Annotated in this window: 1 protein-coding gene; it reads right to left on the reverse strand. The window is 62.5% G+C overall.

Going from position 1 to position 341, the window contains the following annotated elements; genetic code table 11:
* The coding region (locus tag BQ17_RS21485) for a transposase (RefSeq protein ID WP_176722294.1) at positions 1-341 on the reverse strand (341 nt) is incomplete at both ends.

A 341-nucleotide genomic window follows, 5' to 3' on the forward strand; every position in this document is an offset into this window, starting at 1 on the left:
TCTGGCGCTCCTTGAGTGCTTCCAGCTTGCGGGCCAGCGCGGGGGCTTCACCCAACGCCTCGCTCACATCGGTTTCCTGCGCGTCGTTGGCATCAAGCTCTCGCGTGTAGGCTTCCAGCTCACGTTCGAGCTGCTTCAACTCCGCTTCCAAGCGCTTCTTGGTTGTGATGCTGGCGTCACTGGCGCTGGCCTGGAAAAACGAGCCGTCGATGCCGATGGTTTCTCCACCCACCAGATCCAGCTCGCGGCACAACACAACGAAACCTCGGTTCGCCGCGCGCACGGCGTTCCCGTTGACCCGTCGAAACTCAGCGATGGTACGGTAGCTCGGGACCAAGCCC

Origin of the sequence: Candidatus Thiosymbion oneisti (assembly GCF_900092655.1) — a bacterium.
GTDB classification, from domain to species: domain Bacteria; phylum Pseudomonadota; class Gammaproteobacteria; order Chromatiales; family Chromatiaceae; genus Thiosymbion; species Thiosymbion oneisti.